Below are 17,549 nucleotides of genomic sequence, written 5' to 3' on the forward strand. Positions count from 1 at the left end.
GTCAGCGATGGGAGTGCATATGAAAGCAGTAGTGTATCGGGCCCTGGGGCCGGCCGCCGAGGTGCTGGGGCTGGAAGAACTGGAAGTGCCGGAGCCAGGCGCGCAGGAACTGCGGATCCGGGTCGCCTATTCCGGGGTCAATCCGTCCGACACCAAGGCCCGGGCAGGGATCTCGCAATCGGCGATGGCCTGGCCCTGGGTGGTGCCGCACAGCGACGGCAGCGGCGTGGTGGAGCGGGTCGGCGCCGGGCTCGATCCGTCCTGGCTCGGCAAGCGGGTCTGGTTTTTCAACGCCCAGTGGCGGCGCCAGCACGGTTCTGCGGCCGAGTACCTGTGCCTGCCGCCGTCCCAGGTGGCCGAGCTGCCGGATGGAGTGGCGCTGGAGCTGGGCGCGGCGATCGGCATCCCCCTCCTGACCGCCTGGCACGCCGTGCATGCCTACGGCGAGCTGCGCGACCGGACCGTGCTGGTGACTGGCGGCGCCGGCAACGTGGCCCTGCATGCGATCCAGCTGGCGCGCCGGGCCGGGGCGCGCGTGATCGCCACCGCCAGCAGCGAAGCCAAGCGCAGCCAGGCGCGCGAGGCCGGCGCCGCGCTGGCGCTCGACTATCGCGACATGGACGCGCTGGCGGCAGCGCTGCGCGCCGCCACCGATGGCGCGGGCGCGGACCTGATCATCGACGTCGACGCCTCGTGGTACGCGCCGCACTATCCGGCCCTGCTGGCGTTCGGCGGCAGGGCGGTCGTCTACGGCTCGCGTGCGCCGGACTTCCGGCTCGACTACCGCGGCATGATGCGGATCTTCGGCAGCGTCAGCCACTTCATCGTCTACCTGCTGCCGCCGGCGCAGCTGGCGCGCGCGGTCGAAGGCGTGAACGCGCTGCTGCGCGCAGGCGGGCAGCGCTTCGGGCCGGTGCTGCGCTTCGCACCGGAGGATGCGGCCGCCGCCCACCGCTTCGTGGAGGAAGGGAAAGTCGGGAAGGCGGTGCTGGCCTTCGCCGGCGGCGACTAGGCGCCCAGGTAGCGGCGGTGGAAGCGCCCGCCCAGCCGGGTCAGCAGCTCGTAGCCGATGCTGCCGGCGTCGCGCGCCACCGCGTCCAGGTCCTGCTGCGCGCACAGCAGGTCGACCAGGCGGCCCGGCGCCACGCGCTCGGCCGGCAGGCCGCTGACGTCGAGGGTGATCGAGTCCATCGACACGGTGCCGGCGAAGGGCGCGGCCACGCCGTCGACGAAGGCTTGCCCGCGTCCGCTGAGGGAACGCAGCCACCCGTCGGCATAGCCGAGCGCGATGGTGGCGATGCGGCGCGGGCCGGGGGCCACCCAGCGCGCGCCGTAGCCGACCGCCGCGCCCTCGGCGATCTCGCGCACCTGCACGATGCGCGCCGCCAGCTGCACCGCCTGGCGCAGCGGATTGGGCTGGTCCGGCTGGGGATTGATCCCGTACAGGGCCGCGCCCGGACGCAGCAGGTCGTAGTGGAAGGCGGGGCCGAGGAAGACGCCGGAGGAATTGGCCAGGCTGGCCGGCACTCCGGGGAAGACTTCGCGCAGCCGCTCGAAGCGGCGGCGCTGGCCGGCGTTCATCGGGTGGCCCGCCTCGTCGGCGCAGGCCAGGTGGCTCATCACCAGCTTCAGGTCGAGGCCGGACAGCCAGTCCGGCTTCGCGCTCTCGGCCGCCAGCTCGGCGGGCGCCATCCCCATGCGCGACATGCCGGTGTCGAGCTGGATCGCGGCCGGCAGGCGGCGTCCGAGCTGGCGCGCGGCGGCGCGCCACTCGCGCAGCTGGCCGGGGTCGTTCAGCACCGGGATCAGGTCGTACTGGTAGAAGTCGGGCGCGGTGCCCGGGGGCGGGCCGTGCAGCACGTAGATCGCGCAGTGCTCGGGCACCAGCTGGCGCAGGCGCATGCCTTCGGCCACGTGGGCGGTGAAGAACACGCGGCAGCCTTCGCGCGCCAGCGCCGGCGCCACCCGCTCCATGCCCAGCCCGTAGGCGTCGGCCTTGAGCACGGCGGCGCAGGCGGCGCGCGGCGCCTGGGCCCCCAGCAGCCGGTAATTGGCGCGCACCGCGTCGAGGTCGACGCTCAGCACCGCGCCGGCGCGCGCCAGCTCGCTGGCGCCGTAGCGCACGGCCTCGAGGGCCGCGCCGGAACCCGCGCTCACGGGATCAAGCCTGGACCAAGCCGCCGCGCGGGGCGCTGCCCGGCGTGCCGGCGTAGCGGAACACCGCCAGGTCGTCGGCGCGGATGGCCGGCGTCCTGCCGCCCACCAGGTCGGCGATCACGCTGGCCGAACCGCAGGCCATGGTCCAGCCCAGGGTGCCGTGGCCGGTGTTGACGTACAGGTTGCCCAGCGGGGTGGCGCCCACCACCGGGGTCGAGTCCGGGGTCATCGGGCGCAGGCCGGTCCAGAAGCTGGCCTGGCGGGTGTCGCCGGCGCCCGGGAACAGGTCGTTGACCACCAGCTCCAGGGTTTCGCGGCGGCGCGGGTTCAGTTCCTTGCTGTAGCCGGCGATTTCGGCCATGCCGCCGACGCGGATGCGGTCGTCGAAGCGGGTCACGGCGATCTTGTAGGTCTCGTCCAGGATGGTCGAGACCGGAGCGCGCGCGGCGTCGGTGATCGGCACCGTGATCGAATAGCCCTTGAGCGGGTAGACCGGCAGCGGGAACCAGCGCTGCAGCAGCAGGCGCGAATAGCTGCCCAGGGCCAGCACGTAGCGGTCGGCGCTGAAGGTCCCCTTGTCGGTCACCACGCCGGACACCTGGCCGCCGGTCTCGAGCAGGCTGCGGATGTCGACGCCGTATTCGAAGCGCACGCCGAGCGCCTCGGCCATCGCGGCCAGGCGGGTGGTGAACAGCTGGCAGTCGCCGGTCTCGTCGTTGGGCAGGCGCAGGCCGCCCACCAGCTTGTCGCGCACGTTCGCCAGGGCCGGTTCGGCGCCGGCCAGCTGGTCGCTGGCCAGGAGTTCGTAGGCGACCCCGGCGTTCTTCAGGACCTCGATGTCCTTGCCGGCGGCGTCGAACTGCTGCTGGGTGCGGAACAGCTGCAGGGTGCCCTGCTGGCGGCCTTCGTAGTCGATGCCGGTTTCCTGGCGCAGGGCGCGCATGCAGTCGCGGCTGTACTCGGCCAGGCGCACCATGCGCTCCTTGTTGACCGCATAGCGGTCGGCCGAGCAGTTGCGGTACATCTGCCACATCCAGGCCAGCTGGAACAGGCTGCCGTCCGGGCGGATCGCCAGCGGCGCGTGGCGCTGGAACAGCCACTTGGCGGCCTTCAGCGGGATGCCGGGCGCGGCCCAGGGCGAGGCGTAGCCGGGCGAGATCTGGCCGGCGTTGGCGAAACTGGTCTCCAGGGCGGGACCCGGCTGGCGGTCGATGACGGTGACCGAATGACCGGCTTTCGCCAGGTAATAGGCGGTGGTGACGCCGATCACGCCGCTGCCCAGCACGATGACTCGCATAGCTTCCTCAGAAAGATTGATTGTTTTTAGGAATGGTTGCCATGTTATCGCTAGTGACGCCATAATTGTTCCTGTTAATCGTCGTGTTTTCAGGAACTTTTTACTTTTCGGGTCTCCATGCGCGTACAGAAGGCGTCCAGCCGTGTCCTGGACAAGATCGACCACCACATCCTGTCCATCCTCCAGCAGGACGGGCGCATCGCCATGAAGGACCTGGCCGAGCAGGTCGGGCTCTCGCTCACCCCCTGCATCGAGCGGGTCAAGCGCATGGAACGCGACGGCGTGATCGCTGGCTACTACGCGCGCGTCAATCCCCAGGCCCTGGGATTGCAGATCCTGGTGTTCGTCGAGATCACCCTGCACCAGAAGTCGGAGAAGGCCTTCGACCGCTTCAAGCGCGCCATGTACGCGATCCCCGAGGTGATGGAATGCCATCTGGTCTCGGGCGACTTCGACTACCTGATCAAGGCGCGCATCCCCGAGATGTCGGAGTACCGGCGCCTGCTGGGCGAGATCCTGCACGTGGCCGACGCCGGCCAGTCCAAGAGCTATGTGGTGATGGAAGAGCTGAAGGAAACCCTGGCGCTGTCGATCGGAAGCTAGCGGGCGCCGCCGCCGGGCGCGGCCGCGCTCCGGCTCTATAATGGGGACATCTCTTTTCCAGGCTTACCCCATGCGTACACCCGACGGCCTGGTCTTGTCCCTGCGCCACCTCCTGATCGTGCTGACGGCGATCGGGCTGCTGCCGCTCGCGCTGCTCGGCGCCTGGGCCATCCACGGGGCCGCGCGCAACCAGGCCCAGGAGCAGGAACGCCTGATGCTCAACCATGCGCGCGCGCTGTCGAGCGCCGTCGACGCCGAGCTGGACGCAACCGTCAACGCCCTTGGCGCGCTGGCGCGCACCCCGGAGTTCCTGGCCGGCGACCTGCGCGCCTTCCACCGGGTGGCGGGCGCCCAGCTGCAGCCCAGCTGGCTGGGGGTGATCGTATCGGACGAGAGCGGCAAGCCGCTGCTGCGCACCATGGCGCCCTACGACGCACCGCCGGCGCCGGTGGCCGATCCGGACAGCCTGCGACGGCTGTTCGCGGACAAGCGGCCGGTGGTCGGAAGGGTCACCCGCGGCGTAAGCGGCCGTCCGGCGGTGCCGGTGCGCATCGCGGTCCAGGGACCCGGTGAGCAGATCTATGCGCTGAGTGCGGTGGTGCGGCCGGACCGCTTCCTGGGGCTGATTGCGCGCCAGAAAGTTCCGTCCGACTCGGTGATCTCCGTCATGGACGCATCCTACCGCATCGTGGCGCGCTCGCGCGACCAGGACAGCATGGTCGCCAAGCCGGGCAGCCCGAGCCTGCTGAGCTTGATGCAGCGCGGCGGGCCGGAGAGCGTGGGTCACACCCGTACCCTCGAGGGCGCGGACGTCGTGACCGCCTACACCACCTCCTCGCGCTACGGCTGGTCGGTGGCGATCGGTTCGCCGAACGACGCCCACGGCTACGCCTTCACGGAGCGGATCGCGTACTACGCGGCCGGCTTCCTCGCCACCCTGGCCGTGTGCATCGGACTGGCCTTGTGGCTGTCGCGCCGCATCGTGGCCGGCATCGGCGCGGTGCAGGCCGCGACCGCCGCCCTGGGCGAAGGGGAGGCGGTGCGGCTGCCGCGCTCGCGCATCCGCGAACTGCGCCTGATGGCCGGCGCGCTGGAGGCGGCCGCGCGCCGCCGGGTCCAGCACGAACAGGAACGTTCGCAACTGCTGGCCAACCTCGGCCAGGCGCTGGCGCGCCAGGAGGAGGCCCTGGCCGAGGCCCGCCAGGCCGGCCAGGCCAAGGATCAGTTCCTGGCCATGCTCGGCCACGAGCTGCGCAATCCCCTCAGCCCTATCCTCGCCGCGCTCGACATGCTCGATCTGCGGCGCGAGCCGGCCGCCCAGCGCGAGCGCGCCATCATGCGGCGCCAGGTCGACCACCTGCGGCGCCTGGTGGACGACCTGCTGGACGTCTCGCGCATCACCTCGGGCAAGCTGCGCATCGAGATCCGGCCGCTCGACCTGGCCGAGGTGGCGCGCCAGACGGTGGCCGCGCGCGCCGGCGAAGCGATCGTGCTGCAGGCCCCGGACGCGCTCTGGGTCGAGGGCGACGAGACGCGCCTGGCCCAGGTGCTGAACAACCTGCTCTCGAATGCCGCGCGCTTCGGCAGCAGCGACACCCGCGTGCGCCTGGACGCGATCGACGGCCAGGCGCGCGTGGTGGTGAGCGACAACGGGGTCGGGATGACGCCGGCCCTGCTGGCCCAGGTGTTCGAGCCCTTCTTCCAGGCGCCCCAGCCGCTGGCGCGCCGCACCGGCGGCCTGGGGCTGGGCCTGGCGATCGTGCGCAAGATCGTCGAGCTGCATGGGGGTACCGTGACGGCGCACAGCGACGGGCCGGAGCAGGGCAGCCGTTTCGAACTGCGGCTGCCGCTCGGGCAGGCGAGACTGCCGGACGCTCCCGGGGCGGCGGCGGCGCCGGTCGTGCGCCGCCGCATCCTGCTGGTCGACGACAACGAAGACGCGGCGGCGCTGGCGGCCGCGCTGCTCGCCGACCTCGGGCACGAGGTGAGGGTGGCGCACACGGCCGGCGAGGCCCTGGCCGTGGCCCCGGCCTGCGCGCCGGAGGTGGCGATCCTCGACATCGGCCTGCCGGACATGGACGGCTATGCGCTGGCGGCGGCCCTGCGCGCGCGCCAGGGCGGGGCGGGGCTGCGCCTGGTGGCGCTCACCGGCTACGGGCAGAAGGAGGACGTCGAGCGCGCCCTCGACGCCGGCTTCGACGTGCACCTGACCAAGCCGGCCACGCTCGAGGCCCTGCGCCAGGCGCTGGCGCCCCAGCCCGCGACCGCCGCCTGAAGCGCGGGCGCTCAGGCCGCGCGCCGCGCCGGCCAGCCGGCGCGTCCCCAGCCCGCCCCAGGGGTGAGCACGGTGTCGGCGGTGAAGCAGTAGCCGCGCCCGGCCACGTTGACGATGGGTGAAGCGGCGCCGCGCGCGCCTGCGCCCAGCAGCTTGCGCAGCCCGGCGACCTGGACCCGCAGGTTGGTCTCGACCACCACGCTGTGTGGCCAGACGCCCTGCATCAGGACGCGATTGCTGAGCACCTCGCCCGGGCGCGCCGCCAGCATGGTCAGCAGGTCGAAGGCGCGGGTGCCGATAGCCAGTTCGCGTCCCGCGCGCAGCAGGCGCCGCTGGCCGGGCAGCAGCTCGTAGTCGAGGAAGGAAATCGAATAGGGAACCGGTGCGCCGGCGTCCATGGGGCCTCCAGAATGTGCGCGGCCGCGCATGCCGGGCCGCCAGCCGATTATGGGACGGCCGCCCGGGCCCGGATAGAAGAATCCTGCTGTGGCGGCGCGGCCTGCGGCAGGCGCCGGCGCGCTGGCATATACTCGTCCGTTGTCGAACCGCCAAGGAGAGCACCATGACGCAACTGACCGACCTGCTCGGCATCCGCCACCCCATCATCCAGGCGCCCATGGCGGGCGTGTCCACGCCCAGGCTGGCCGCCGCCGTGTCCGAGGCGGGCGCGCTCGGTTCGATCGCCCTGGGCGCCGGCAACCCCCTGCAGGCGCGCGCCGCGATCCAGGAAGTGCGCAAGCTGACGGGCAAGCCCTTCAACGTCAACCTGTTCACCCACCGCCCGGCCCAGGCCGACCCGGCGCGCGAAGCGCGCTGGCTGGACCACCTGCGGCCCCATTTCGAGACCCTCGGCGCCGCCCCGCCGGCCGCGCTGCGCGAGATCTACACCAGCTTCCTGGCCGACCCCGAGATGCTCGAACTGCTGGTCGCCGAAGCGCCGCCTGTGGTGAGCCTGCATTTCGGCCTGCCCGAGCCGTCCTGGATCGCCGCCCTGCACGGGGCCGGCTGCGTGCTAATGGCCACCGCCACCTCGCTGCCCGAGGCGCTGGCGATCGAGGCCGCCGGCATCGACGTGGTGGTGGCCCAGGGCTACGAGGCGGGCGGGCACCGCGGCATCTTCGACCCCGAGGTGGAGCCGGCGATCGGCACCCTGGCCCTGACCCGCCTGCTGGCATCGCGCCTGCGGATTCCGGTGGTGGCGGCCGGCGGCATCATGGACGGCCAGGGCATCGCCGCCGTGCTGCGCCTGGGCGCGGCCGGCGCCCAGCTCGGCACCGCCTTCATCCCCTGCCCGGAATCCTCGGCCACCGCCCACCACCGCCAGTTGCTGCGCGCGCCCGAGGGATTGCGCACGGCGGTCACGGCGGCGATCTCCGGGCGGCCGGCGCGCGGGCTGGTGAACCGCTTTTTCGACGACATCGGCGCGCCCGGCCATCCGGACATTCCCGACTACCCGGTCGCCTACGACGCCGCCAAGGCCCTGCACGCGGCGGCGTCGGCCCAGGGCGTGCAGGACTACTCGGTCAACTGGGCCGGCCAAGGCTTCGCGCTGGCGCGCGAGATGCCGGCCGCCAGCCTGGTCGCGACCCTGGTGGCGGAGATGTCCGCGCCCTAGGCCGCTGCCTCGCTGTCGCAGCGCAGCATTGACCCAGCTCATACTCCGAAGGCCGTCGCCCGCCATAGTGGCATGGACACGATCGGATCCGGACGGAGGACGAATTGGGCAGGACGGCGTTAGTGACGGGCGGGGTGCGCGGGCTGGGCAAGGCGATCGCCCTTGCCCTGCACGAGGGCGGACACCGGGTGGCCGCCAACTACCTGCATGACGAGGCTGAGGCCCGGCAATTCCATGCCGACTACGGCATCCGCGTCTACCGCTGGGACGTGTCCGACCCGGCCGCCTGCCGGGCCGGCGCCGCCCGGGTCGAAGCCGAGCTCGGGCCGGTCGGGATCCTGGTCAACAATGCCGGCATCACGGCCGACGCCATGTTCCACAAGATGAGCGAAGCGCAATGGCAGGACGTGATACGCACCAACCTCGGCTCCATGTTCGCCATGACGCGCCCGCTCATCGAGGGCATGCGCGCGCGCGGCTTCGGGCGCATCGTCAACATCAGCTCCATCAATGCGCGCAAGGGCCAGCTCGGGCAATGCAATTACTGCGCCGCCAAGGCCGGCATCCTCGGCTTCACCAAGGCGCTGGCGCTCGAGAATGCGGCCTGCAACGTGACCGTCAACGCGATCGCGCCAGGTTATTGCGACACCCCGATGGTGGCGGCGCTGCGGCCCGACGTGCTCAAGGCGATCAGCGCCGCGATCCCGGTGGGGCGGCTCGGCACGCCGGCGGACATCGCGCGGGTGGCGGCCTTCCTGGTGGACGAGGCCGCGGGCTTCATCACCGGCGCCACCATCGACGTCAACGGCGGCCAGTACCTGGCCTGAGGCCCAGGCCGGCGGTCTTCACAGCTTGATCACCAGATCGGGCCGGAAGTCCTCCTGCTCGCCCTTGCCGAGGTAGCCGAGCGGGTTGGCCAGCACCCGGCAGCGCCACTCGCGTCCGTTCTCCTGTCCGTTGACGACATAGTCGTTGCGGCAGTGCAGGTGGCCGTGCAGCCACAGGTCGGCGAATGGAAACAGCTCGTCCAGGGCGTTGCAGAAACCCGCCGTGCCGGGCGTGAGGCCGTAGCGAGGGTCGGCGCTCTGCAGGCTGGGCGCGAAATGGGTCACGGCCACCGTGACGCCGTCGAAGGGGGTGGCGAGCGCCGCCCGCAGCCAGGCCTGGCAGGCGAGCGAGAGCGGGCGCATGTCTTCGGCCAGCATGGGCGCGCCGTCCTTCAGGGTGGTATTCTTGCTCAGGTAGTAGTTGGCGGCGCGGAAGGCCTTGCCGCGCTGCTGGAGCTGCCGGGTGAGTTCGGTTTCGCGCAGGGCCAGGGCGTCGAAGTCGGCCCACAGGGTGGTGCCAACGAAGCGCACGTGGCCGAGGGTCACGGTCTCGCGGTCGAGCCAGGTAATGCCGAGGCGGGCGCAAGTGGAACGCAGGCGGGCCATGGTCTCGTCGTAGTCGAGGCCGTCGAACTCGTGGTTGCCGGGCACGTAGAGCACGGTCCGGCCCGGCGTGCCGGCGGCCAGGGGCGAGAAGCGTTCCAGGCCGAAGTCGTCGCCGTCCAGGCGCGAGCCGGCCTGGTAGGAGCCGATGTCGCCGGCCAGCACCACCACGTCGGTGTCGGGAAAGATCACGGGCTGGAAGGCGGGATAGCGTTCGAGATGCAGGTCGGAAAATAACTGGATGCGCATGGGCGCAGTATAGCGGCTCCGGGCGGCGCACGCGGCCAGGGAGCGCCGGCCTTGCGCGCCGGCGTGGCGCGCCGATCTGGGGCGCCGACCTGGAGCGCCGACCTGGAGCGGACCGTGCCAACCGCGCGCCGACCTTAGCTCAGGGCATGGCGTCCTGGACCGGGCGGGCAGGCCGGGGCGTCGTCGACGGTGCGGCTTGCGTGGGCCTGACCCTGGCTGCGCCCTCAGGACAGCAGGCGCGGGGACGGCGTCCGGCTGCCCGGCGGGGCCGCAGCGGGGGCCGGGCCGGGCAGGGAGAGCAGGTCGGCCAGCGCCCTCAGGACCTGCCGTCCGAGTTCGACTTCGCCGCGCTCTACCCGCGGCAGCACGCGGTGCAGGGCGCACAGCAGCACGGCGTGCTCGGCGCGCCGTCCGTGCAGGCGGGCGTCGTCCAGGGCCTCCATCATGGCTTCCTCCTGGCGCAGGCCGGTCTCCACGTGGGCGACGATGGCGGCGAATCCGCGCTGGAAGGCCGGCGCGGGCAGGGCGGCGGCCCGCTGCAGCCGGATACAAAGTTGCACGCGCGCGCTGCGAAAGCCGCGGCTTCCGGTCGCCAGGACGCTGGCTGTCATCGGCTTCATTCCCCTGGTCTCCTCTATTTATCGGTATCTCCGCAGTCTCGCCAGCCGTCGCGGGAATCTGATTGATTTAGATCAAAAGAGTGCAAGGAGCCCCCGGCGCCCTTTATTTCGCCTCGGATGAATCCGGCGGGCCTCCCGGAACGTATAAGCCTGGCAATCCTGCGTTTCAATCACTGAGTGGGAGGGAAAAAACATGTTTCATATCGCAATGCGCGTCCGCGGGGCGCTGGTCCTGGCGCTGGGAGCCGGCGTCCTGGCCGCGGCCCCGGCCACGGCGTCCAGCCACCGGGAAGCGCCGTTCATCACCCGTCATCCGAAGATCGACGCCACCGACTTCTACATGTTCCGCAGCTATGAACCGGGACGCGAGGGCTTCGTGACCCTGATCGCCAACTACGTGCCGCTGCAGGATCCGGTGGCCGGACCGAATTACTTTTCGATGGACCCGGACGCCCTCTACGAGATCCACATCGATAACAATGGCGACGCCAGGGAAGACCTGAGCTTCCAATTCCGTTTCCAGAACACCAACAAGGACACCCAGCTGACGGTGGGCGGCAAGAAAGTGTCGATCCCGCTGGTGATCAACGGCGGTGCGATCGACGACCGCAACCCGGCCGGCCTCAACCTGCGCGAGACCTACAGCGTCAACGTGGTGCGTGGCGACCGCCGCGGCGGCGCGCGCAGCGCCGTCACCAGCGCCACCGGCGGCGGCAACCTGTTCGACAAGCCGGTCGACAACATCGGCGCCAAATCCATTCCCGACTATGCCTCCTATGCCGCCAAGCACGTCTATGCGGTGAACATCCCTGGCTGCGCGACCCCGGCCCGCATGTTCGTCGGCCAGCGCAAGGACCCCTTCGTGGTCAACCTCGGCGAGACCTTCGACCTGGTCAACATCAAGGCGCCGGCGGTCGAGTTCTCCGCCAATGCCGAGCGCGGCGCGCGCGACGACCTGGCGGGCAAGAACGTCACCAGCATCGAACTGGAAGTGGCGATCTCCTGCCTGACCTCGGGCAACGATCCGGTGATCGGCGGCTGGACCACGGCCAGCCTGCGCCAGGGGCGCCTGCTCAATCCCGCGCCCGGCGCCAGCGCCTCGAAGGAGGGCGGGGCCTGGACCCAGGTCTCGCGCCTGGGCATGCCGCTGGTGAATGAAGTCGTCATCGGCCTCAAGGACAAGGACCGCTTCAACCACAGCAAGCCGGCGGCCGACGCCCAGTTCGCCGACTACGTCACCAACCCGACCCTGCCGGCCCTGGTCGAGATCCTCTACGGCAGCGCGGGGGCGAAGGCGCCGACCAATTTCCCGCGCAACGACCTGGTGGCCGCCTTCCTCACCGGCGTCAAGGGCCTGAACCAGCCGGCCACCGTCACGCCCTCCGAGATGCTGCGCCTGAACACCTCGATCGCGCCGGCGCCGGCCGCGGCCCAGAAGCGCCTGGGCGTGATCGATGGCGACAACGCCGGCTTCCCGAACGGCCGCCGGCCGGGCGACGACGTGGTCGACATCGCGCTGCGGGTGGTGATGGGCAAGCTGTGTACCCTGAACCTCGGCTGCGCGCCTTCGGACGCGCCGGCGGGCGGGCTGCGCTTCACGGACGGCGCCTACCTCGACGCCAGCTTCGTGAGCAACGCCTTCCCCTACCTGAAGACCCCGCTGCCGGGATCGCCGCAGCAGCCGTGAGGAGAACGCCATGAGACGGACCATCTTTCTTGCGGCCCCGCTCGCGCTCGCGCTCGCCCTCGCGGGCTGCGGGGGCAGCAACGCGCCGCAGCCGCTGCCCCCGGTGCAGACGCCACCGCCGCCGGTGGCGCAGCCCGACCCCTTCGTGGCCCAGGTCGCGCAACTGGTCGCCAGCCAGCCCGAGGACGCCGAGCCGGCGGCCCTCGACGCCAGCGCGCCGACCATGCCGGAAAACAGCGAGCCGGGAGCGCTGGCGCCATGAGGCGGCGCCGCGCGCATCTCGCGCTGGCGCTGGCGTCCAGCCTGGCCTGCGCCGGCGCGGCGGCCGAGCCGCGCCTGCCGGCCAGCGGCGCCGAGGTGATCGAGGTGCTGCCGAACGGCGGCGACGCCGGCCAGCGCGAGCTGCGCCTGCTGCGCGCCCGGCTGACGGCCAATCCGACCGACCTCGCGCTCGCCACCGGCCTGGCGCGCCGCTACATCGAGCTGGGCCGGCGCGACGCCGACCCGCGCTACCTCGGCTACGCCCAGGCCGCGCTGGCGCCCTGGTGGCGCAGCCAGGAACCGCCGCCGCCGGTGCGCCTGCTGCGCGCCACCCTGCTGCAGTCGGAGCACCGCTTCGACGAGGCCTTGCGCGACCTCGCCGGCGTGCTGGCGCGCGAGCCTGACAATGCCCAGGCCTGGCTGACCAGGGCCACGATCGAGACCGTGCGCGCCGACTACGGGGCCGCGACCCGCAGCTGCGCGCGCCTGGCCGCGCTGGGCCAGACCATGGCGGCCGCCGGCTGCGCCGCCGCGGTCGGCGCGGTGACCGGACGGCTGGCGGCCAGCGAGCGCCTGCTGGCCACGACCCTGGCGCGCGAGGGTGGCGCCGATCCTGCGCTGGACGCCTGGGCGCTGACCGGGCTGGCCGAGATGGCGGTGCGGAGCGGCGATCAGCAGGCGGCGCGCGAGCGCTTCGCGCGCGCCCTGCGCCTGGCGCCGGGCGACGCCTACCTGCTGGGCGCCTACGCCGACTTCCTGCTCGACCGGCGCGAGCTCGACGCCGCGGCGCGCCTGCTGCGTCCGCACCGCCGGGTCGATGCGCTGCTGCTGCGCTACACCTTGGCGCTGCGCGAGTCCGGCGCGGCGGGGGCGGAGCTGGAGGCGGCCAAGGCCGAACTGCGCGCCCGCTTCGACGCCGCCGCCTGGCGCGGCGACGGGGTCCACCTGCGCGAGCAGGCGCGCTACGCCCTGGCGCTGCAGGGCGAGGCGCGCGCCGCGCTGGCGCTGGCGCGGCGCAACTGGGACAGCCAGAAGGAGGTCGCGGACGCCCGCGTGCTGCTGGAGGCGGCGCTGGCGGCGCGCGATCCGGCCGGCGCCCGCCCGGTGCTGGACTGGATGCGCGCCAACCGCGTGCAGGACCCGCGGCTGCAGGATCTCGCCGCCCGCCTGCAGGGAGGCGCGTGATGCGGATCGTCTGCCTGTTCATCCTGCTGCTGGCTTGCATCCTGCCCGCCCATGCGCACAAGCCGAGCGACGCCTACCTGCGCCTGGAAGCCGGGGAGAGCGCGCTGAAGGGACGCTGGGACATCGCCCTGCGCGACCTCGACCACGCGATCGGCCTGGACGCCGACGGCGACGGACGCCTGACCTGGGACGAGCTGCGCGCGCGCCACGCCGCGATCGCGGACTACGCCTTGTCGCGGCTGTCGATCGCGCGCGGCGGCCAGGCCTGCCGCCTGAGCGCCGGCCAGCAACTGGTGGAGCGCCATGCGGACGGCGCCTATACCGTGCTGCCGCTGCGCGCCGACTGTCCGGCCGGAGGACGCCTCGAGATCGATTACCGCCTGTTCGCCGACACCGATCCCCAGCACCGGGGCCTGGTCAGCCTGGCCGGGCTCGGCCCGGACCAGGCGCTGGCGCTGGGCGGCGAGCGGCCCAGCGCCGTGGTCGACGGCGCGCAAGGAGCGGGCCAGGCCTTCCTGAGTTATGTGCGGCATGGGGTGTGGCACATCTGGATCGGCTTCGACCACATCCTGTTCCTGGTGTCGCTGCTGCTGCCGGCGGTGCTGGCCTGGCGCGAGGGCGCCTGGACTCCAGTGCCCGCGCTGCGTCCGGCCCTGCTGGACGTGGTCAAGGTGGTCAGCGCCTTCACCCTGGCGCATTCGATCACCCTGGGACTGGCGGCGCTGGACATCGTCAGCCTGCCCTCGCGCTGGGTCGAGAGCGCGATCGCCGCCTCGGTGATCCTGGCGGCGCTCAACAACATCGTGCCGCTGACGCACGCGCGGCGCTGGGTGGTGGCTTTCGCCTTCGGCCTGGTGCACGGCTTCGGCTTCGCCGGAGTGCTGGGCGAACTCGGCCTCGCGCCGGGCGCGCTGGCGCTGTCCCTGCTGGGCTTCAACCTCGGCGTCGAGCTGGGCCAGCTGGCGATCGTGGCCGTGTTCCTGCCGCTCGGTTACCTGCTGCGCGCCACGCGCTTCTACCGCCGCGCGGTGCTGGCCGGCGGTTCGGGCGCGATCATGCTGGTGGCCGCGCTCTGGTTCGCCGAGCGCGCCTTCGCGCTGCGCCTGCTGCCCGGCTAGGCGGGCAGCAGGCCGCTAGAGCCGGACCCAGGCGCCCTTGTACAGCACCGGTCCGGTCGGACCATTGGGGTCGGGCGAGCCGCCTTTCGGTTCGAGCGAGACCGCCAGCAGCATGACCTCGGCGCCGACGGCGCGATCGTCCAGCGCCAGGCTGGCGCCGCGTACGTCCGCCAGGATGCCGAGCGAGCGCGGCTTGCCGGCGCGGTCGATCGCCCATAGCTGGAGCGTGCGGTCGTCCGGCACCTTCAGGCCGGCCGCCACCCGCACCTCGATCCGGCCGCGGCGCGCGTCCGCCGCCAGCACCAGGGCGGTGCGGGACTGTTCGTCGGTCAGGGTCGCGACCTGGTCGATGGCCGGGGCCGGGGCGCCGGCGCGCAGCACCAGCGCCAGCCCGATGGCGGCGGCGCTGGCCGCGACGGCCACGCCGCCCCAGATCGGCGCGCCGGCCCCGCGCCAGAACTGCCACCACGGCGCCGGACGGGCGAAACCGAGGCGGCGCTCGATGCCGTCCCAGACCCGCGCCGGCGGGGCGACCGCCGGCGGCAACTCCGCGATGGCGGCCAGGCGCCGCTGCCATTCGTCGACCGTGGCGCGCAAGGCGGCGCTGGACGCGAGCCAGCGCTCGAAGCGCCGCCGCGCGCCGCCCCTCAGGGTGCCGAGGACGTATTCGGCCGAGAGCCGTTCGCGCAAAACCGGGTTGTCGTCGATCTTCATGCCATGGTCCGCTGGGTGAGACAGTTCCTGAGTTTTTCCAGTCCGCGCCGGATCCAGGTCTTGACCGTGCCGATGGGCAGGCTGAGGCGGTCGGAGACCTCGCTGTGCGACAGCTCGTGGTAGTAAGCCATGCCGATCGCCTGGCGCTGCTTCGCTTCCAGGGTCGACATGCACCAGGCGAGCGCGCGCGCCTCGCGCGACAGCTCGGCGTGCTCCTGCGGGCCGGCGCCGGGCTCCTGGAGGGCCAGCGCCAGGTCCGCCTCGAAGCGCGCGCCGTCCACATCGGCCATGGCGTCCAGGTCGACCTGGCGGCGGTAGATGTCGAGCGCCTTGTTGCGCACAATGGTCGCCATCCAGGTCATGGGCGCGGCCAGGTGCGGCTGGTAAGCGGCGGCCGCGTGCCAGATCGACACGAAGCCCTCCTGCAGGGCTTCTTCCGCAAGCTCGTGCTTCTTCAATATACGTTGCGCGAAGCCGAACAGTTTCGCCGAGCTGGCGTCATACAGGGAGCGGAAGGCCGCCGCGTCGCCGAGGGCGACGCGGCCGAGGAGGCGCCGCAGGCGCTCGTTGGTATCGGTGTCGGTAGTCACGTAAGCCTTGTCGGAATGGTTGTGCGCAAGCGTGCCGTGCCGATTGTAACCCGGCAATATCGGGCGGCGGCCGGCGCGCAGCGACAATTCCGGTTCATGCGTCCGGGCGCCATGGCCGGATTGACAAACCAGCCGCCGTCCTTTAGCGTGGGCGGCCCCTCATCCATGCCCCTCGACGACGTGAAGACCGCATCGCGCCTCGCCGCCTTCCTGGCCGCTTTCCTCTGGCTCGCTCCGCTGCAAGCCGCCCAGTTCAAGGTGCTGCTGTTCACCAAGACCGCCGGCTGGCAGCACGAGGCCGTGCACGCCGGCGTCACGGCGGTGCAGGAGCTGGGCAAGCTGCACGACTTCGAGGTGTTCTGGAGCGCCGACGCGGCGCGCGTGATGAACGACGCCGAGCTGGCCAAGTACCAGGCGGTGGTGTTCCTGCTCACCACCGGCGACGTGCTGGACGAGGGCCAGCAGGCGGCCTTCGAGCGCTACATCCGGCGCGGCGGCGGCTACGTGGGCGTGCACAGCGCGGCCGACACCGAATACGGCTGGCCCTGGTACACGAAGATGGTGGGTCACATGTTCCACGTGCACCCGGCGGTGCAGACCGCGGTGCTCAAGGTCGAACGCAGCGACTTCCCTGGCATGGAGCGCTTCGCCGCGCGCAACCTGTTCACCGACGAATGGTACGAATACGGCCCGGCGCGCGCCAGGCTGCACTACCTGCTGAGCGTGGACGAGTCGAGCTACGACCCGAACACCACCTGGCCCGACCGCCAGGGCAAGGGCATGGGCGCCTTCCATCCGGTGGCCTGGTACCAGCACTACGACGGCGGGCGCGCCTTCTATACCGGCCTGGGCCACCTGGCCGCGACCTACCGCGATCCGCTCTTCCTGCACCACCTGTATGGCGGCATCTATTGGGCGGCGACCGGCAGGGGCGTCGCCCGCGACTGAGGCGCGCCGCTCCGGCACGCCGCCGGGCGCTCACAGCGCCGTGTAGTGCTCCACCGTCGGGAAGGGATCGTAGAAGTGGTGCAGCAGCCGCTTCCACTCCTGGTATTGCGGCGAGCCGCGAAAGCCCACCGTGTGGTCTTCCAGGGTTTCCCAGTTCACCAGCAGGAGATAGCGGCTGTCCTTCTCGAGGCAGCGCTGCAGCGTGTGCGAGACGTGGCCGCGCATGCCCGCGATGATCGGCGCGGCCTGGCGGAAGGCGGCTTCGAATTCGGCCTGGCGGCCGGGAATCACGTCGAGGATCGCGACCTCGAGGATCATGCGCGCTCCGCTTCCAGCGGGGTCTTCTCGAGCAGTTCGTGCACCCCGCTGTCCACCACGGCGCCCATCATGGCGCGCATGTGCTCGGCCTGTTCCTGGCCGAAGCGTTCGGCGAACAGTTTCTGGGCCCGTTCCCAGGCGGGCTGGGCGGCGGCCACCAGTTCGCGCCCGCGCGCGCTGAGTTCGATCACCCGTTCACGACGGTCCTGCTCGCTGGGGCGGATGACGATCAGTTTCTCGCGCACCAGAGGCTGGAGGTTGCGCGCCAGCGTGGTGCGGTCCATCACCATCGCCTTGGCCAGCTGGTTGACGTTGGCGGAGCCGCGCAGCAGCTTCGCGAGGATCGAGAACTGGGTCACGCGCAGGCCCGTACCGCTGAGCATCTGATCGTAGAACGAGGTCAGGTAACGCGAGGCTTGCCGCAGCGAGGAGCAGTAACAAGGCGTGTAAGCAAGCTGTTCAATATCCATATGGAAAGGTCC

Annotated in this window: 19 protein-coding genes; 10 read left to right on the top strand and 9 right to left on the bottom strand. The window is 71.7% G+C overall.

All coding sequences use genetic code 11. From position 1 onward, the window contains the following. The first annotated feature begins 19 nt into the window (after positions 1–19). A complete protein-coding gene (locus B0920_RS02675; RefSeq protein ID WP_179119069.1) occupies positions 20–1,012 on the top strand; it encodes an NADPH:quinone reductase in 993 nt (330 codons plus the stop codon). On the opposite strand, the gene alr is transcribed toward B0920_RS02675, so the two are convergent. Both alr and B0920_RS02685 read right to left on the bottom strand, forming a co-directional pair. Next, positions 1,009–2,157 (bottom strand): alanine racemase, encoded by a 1,149-nt coding sequence (gene alr / locus B0920_RS02680; RefSeq protein WP_229455113.1) that lies wholly within the window; start codon positions 2,155–2,157, stop codon positions 1,009–1,011. The two genes, B0920_RS02675 and alr, sit on opposite strands and share 4 nt — an antisense overlap. 4 nt (positions 2,158–2,161) lie before the next feature. Continuing rightward, positions 2,162–3,517 carry a D-amino acid dehydrogenase gene (locus tag B0920_RS02685; RefSeq protein ID WP_373887872.1) on the bottom strand — a complete coding sequence of 452 codons (1,356 nt, stop codon included), beginning with the start codon at positions 3,515–3,517 and terminating at the stop codon, positions 2,162–2,164. A gap of 54 nt (positions 3,518–3,571) precedes the next feature. On the opposite strand from B0920_RS02685, the gene B0920_RS02690 reads away from it, so the two are divergent. Beyond that, a complete protein-coding gene (locus B0920_RS02690) occupies positions 3,572–4,057 on the top strand; it encodes an Lrp/AsnC ligand binding domain-containing protein (protein WP_078031041.1) in 486 nt (161 codons plus the stop codon). A 70-nt stretch (positions 4,058–4,127) separates the two neighbouring features. Continuing rightward, a complete protein-coding gene (locus B0920_RS02695) occupies positions 4,128–6,332 on the top strand; it encodes an ATP-binding protein (RefSeq protein WP_078031042.1) in 2,205 nt (734 codons plus the stop codon). An 11-nt stretch (positions 6,333–6,343) separates the two neighbouring features. On the opposite strand, the gene B0920_RS02700 is transcribed toward B0920_RS02695, so the two are convergent. Next, positions 6,344–6,730, bottom strand: coding sequence for a winged helix-turn-helix domain-containing protein (locus B0920_RS02700; RefSeq protein ID WP_179119070.1), 387 nt, complete (start codon positions 6,728–6,730; stop codon positions 6,344–6,346). 164 nt (positions 6,731–6,894) lie between these two features. Between B0920_RS02700 and B0920_RS02705 the strand changes: the two genes are divergently transcribed. Together B0920_RS02705 and phbB are read left to right on the top strand one after the other, a co-directional pair. After that, a complete protein-coding gene (locus B0920_RS02705; RefSeq protein WP_078031044.1) occupies positions 6,895–7,947 on the top strand; it encodes a nitronate monooxygenase family protein in 1,053 nt (350 codons plus the stop codon). A gap of 104 nt (positions 7,948–8,051) precedes the next feature. Next, on the top strand, positions 8,052–8,774 hold the full coding sequence (gene phbB / locus B0920_RS02710) for an acetoacetyl-CoA reductase (RefSeq protein WP_078031045.1): 723 nt from the start codon (positions 8,052–8,054) through the stop codon (positions 8,772–8,774). 18 nt (positions 8,775–8,792) lie between these two features. Here the strand turns inward: phbB and B0920_RS02715 are convergent, their stop codons facing one another. Then, on the bottom strand, positions 8,793–9,626 hold the full coding sequence (locus B0920_RS02715) for a metallophosphoesterase (protein WP_078031046.1): 834 nt from the start codon (positions 9,624–9,626) through the stop codon (positions 8,793–8,795). Between the two features lie 224 nt (positions 9,627–9,850). Then, a complete protein-coding gene (locus B0920_RS02720; RefSeq protein ID WP_078031047.1) occupies positions 9,851–10,246 on the bottom strand; it encodes a hypothetical protein in 396 nt (131 codons plus the stop codon). 208 nt (positions 10,247–10,454) lie between these two features. On the opposite strand from B0920_RS02720, the gene B0920_RS02725 reads away from it, so the two are divergent. The 4 genes from B0920_RS02725 to B0920_RS02740 are packed head-to-tail and all read left to right on the top strand — an operon-like array spanning position 10,455 to position 14,497. Next, positions 10,455–11,933 carry a DUF4331 domain-containing protein gene (locus tag B0920_RS02725; protein WP_078031048.1) on the top strand — a complete coding sequence of 493 codons (1,479 nt, stop codon included), beginning with the start codon at positions 10,455–10,457 and terminating at the stop codon, positions 11,931–11,933. Positions 11,934–11,943: 10 nt separating this feature from the next. Beyond that, complete coding sequence (locus B0920_RS02730) at positions 11,944–12,195, top strand: hypothetical protein (protein ID WP_078031049.1); 252 nt, start codon at positions 11,944–11,946, stop codon at positions 12,193–12,195. Continuing rightward, entirely contained in the window at positions 12,192–13,379 is a 1,188-nt protein-coding gene (locus B0920_RS02735) for a hypothetical protein (protein ID WP_078031050.1), read from the top strand. Before B0920_RS02730 ends, B0920_RS02735 begins: the two co-directional genes overlap by 4 nt. Then, positions 13,379–14,497 carry a HupE/UreJ family protein gene (locus tag B0920_RS02740; protein WP_078031051.1) on the top strand — a complete coding sequence of 373 codons (1,119 nt, stop codon included), beginning with the start codon at positions 13,379–13,381 and terminating at the stop codon, positions 14,495–14,497. The genes B0920_RS02735 and B0920_RS02740 overlap by 1 nt, the downstream gene beginning before the upstream one ends. A gap of 15 nt (positions 14,498–14,512) precedes the next feature. Here B0920_RS02740 and B0920_RS02745 read toward each other — a convergent pair whose 3' ends face one another. Next, complete coding sequence (locus B0920_RS02745) at positions 14,513–15,211, bottom strand: anti-sigma factor domain-containing protein (RefSeq protein ID WP_078031052.1); 699 nt, start codon at positions 15,209–15,211, stop codon at positions 14,513–14,515. Continuing rightward, positions 15,208–15,801, bottom strand: a complete 594-nt coding sequence (locus tag B0920_RS02750; protein ID WP_078033254.1) for a sigma-70 family RNA polymerase sigma factor — start codon at positions 15,799–15,801, stop codon at positions 15,208–15,210. The genes B0920_RS02745 and B0920_RS02750 overlap by 4 nt, the downstream gene beginning before the upstream one ends. 165 nt (positions 15,802–15,966) lie before the next feature. Between B0920_RS02750 and B0920_RS02755 the strand changes: the two genes are divergently transcribed. Beyond that, a complete protein-coding gene (locus B0920_RS02755; RefSeq protein ID WP_179119071.1) occupies positions 15,967–16,749 on the top strand; it encodes a ThuA domain-containing protein in 783 nt (260 codons plus the stop codon). Between the two features lie 30 nt (positions 16,750–16,779). Here the strand turns inward: B0920_RS02755 and B0920_RS02760 are convergent, their stop codons facing one another. Then, positions 16,780–17,067: an antibiotic biosynthesis monooxygenase gene (locus B0920_RS02760; RefSeq protein WP_078031053.1), complete on the bottom strand. Its 288-nt coding sequence runs from the start codon at positions 17,065–17,067 to the stop codon at positions 16,780–16,782. Then, positions 17,064–17,537, bottom strand: coding sequence for a MarR family winged helix-turn-helix transcriptional regulator (locus B0920_RS25370; protein ID WP_179119072.1), 474 nt, complete (start codon positions 17,535–17,537; stop codon positions 17,064–17,066). Before B0920_RS25370 ends, B0920_RS02760 begins: the two co-directional genes overlap by 4 nt. Between the last annotated feature and the right edge of the window lie 12 nt (positions 17,538–17,549).

The sequence above is a fragment of the Massilia sp. KIM genome (genome assembly GCF_002007115.1).
In the GTDB taxonomy this organism is placed as follows: domain Bacteria; phylum Pseudomonadota; class Gammaproteobacteria; order Burkholderiales; family Burkholderiaceae_D; genus Telluria.